Below are 1,461 nucleotides of genomic sequence, written 5' to 3' on the forward strand. Positions count from 1 at the left end.
GGCTCTTCATACCTGCGGTGGGTCGAGGGTGAGTCCTCCGCCGATGAGGAGCATGCGTAGTCGGTAGTTCTCGCGGTTGCGGAAGCCGCGGGCGATGCGGCGGTGGAGCTCGATCAAGCCGTTGATGCTCTCGGTGCCACCATTGCTGGCGCGGCCGGTGTCGAAGTAGGCCAGGAAGGCGTCCTTCCACTGCTTGAAGGTGCGACCAAGTCGGGCGATCTCCGGGATCGGGCACGTGGGAAAGCTGGCGACGATCTGCTCGGCGATCTCGCGGCCCTTGGCCGGGTCGGGGTGGGCGTAGGCGGCCCGCACCTTCTGGGCGCACTGCCAGGCGATGTGGACGGCATCATGGCGTTCATCAGCAGCGATCGCCGCGGTGAGGCGGGCGTGCTGTTTGTCGGTGAGGCGCTCGGCCGCGCAGCGCAGGATGTTCCGGATCCCGTAGAGCGGGTTGCCGGACCGACCGCGGTGGCCGTGGGTCTCCTGCTGGATACGGCGGCGGACCTCATCGACGGCCCGGCCGGCCAAAGCGACCACATGAAACGCATCAAGGACAGCGGTGGCGTCGGCGAGCTTGTCATCGATCGCGTTCTTGTACCCGCGGAACGGATCCAATGTGGCGACCTCGACCCGAGCCTTGAACGTCTTGCCGCGTTGGTCGAGCCATCTCTTATACACCGTGCCGGAGCGGCCCGGGACCAGGTCGAGGAGTCGGGCGTGGACGCGTCCGTCCTTGTCACGGGTCAGGTCGACCATGCCGGTGAGTTCTTTGGGGCCGCGCTTGCGGGGGTTGACGTGGTGCCACAGGTGCTCATCCACCCCGAGGGTCGTCACGCCGGCGAAGCGGGACTCGTCAGCGGCGGCACGCGCAAGGATCGGCTCGATGCTCCTCCACACCGTCCTCCAGGTGGTGCCCAACTGGCGGGCCAGCCCAGCGACGCTGGCGTGCTCGCGTCGGACCTGTTCGGTTGCCCACCGGCACGCCCTGGTGGTGAGCATTCCGCGGGGCTTGGCCACCTGCTCGTCCTGCTCGGTGAACACTCCCACCGGACACGACGGCTCGGGACACCACCATGTGCGTTTGCGCCACCACACCACCGTCGGCGTGCCGAAGCAGGGTGTATCGACCAGGCGGATCGTCCGCCGACCGTGGGAGCCAGCGACGACACCACACGAGGGACAGCCCATCACCGTCGGCTCCGACTCGACCGTGATCTGCAACCCGCCCGGGTCGCGCTCCACCCCGATCACATGCAGGCCGGGAAGGCCCACCAGCAGGTCACAGCGGTCGCAGTACGCGTTGGGGGCATGGCAGCACATTGTGCAGCCCGTAGGCTGGTTCATCGTCGAGGTCCTCGGAACAGGGAGTGTGGTAACTCCTGATCCTGAGGGCCTCGACCCCTACCTCAGCACACCACCCTCACCCAGCGTGTCGCCCACCCACCGCAAGTACGAAGAGCC

1 protein-coding gene is annotated in these 1,461 nt (G+C 67.5%); it reads right to left on the minus strand.

Going from position 1 to position 1,461, the window contains the following annotated elements:
• Positions 1-6: 6 nt before the first annotated feature.
• Positions 7-1,344, minus strand: coding sequence for an ISL3 family transposase (locus P0D62_RS18935; protein WP_275704080.1), 1,338 nt, complete (start codon positions 1,342-1,344; stop codon positions 7-9).
• Positions 1,345-1,461: the final 117 nt, after the last annotated feature.

Origin of the sequence: Tessaracoccus caeni, from assembly GCF_029211185.1 — a bacterium.
Taxonomy (GTDB): domain Bacteria; phylum Actinomycetota; class Actinomycetes; order Propionibacteriales; family Propionibacteriaceae; genus Arachnia; species Arachnia caeni.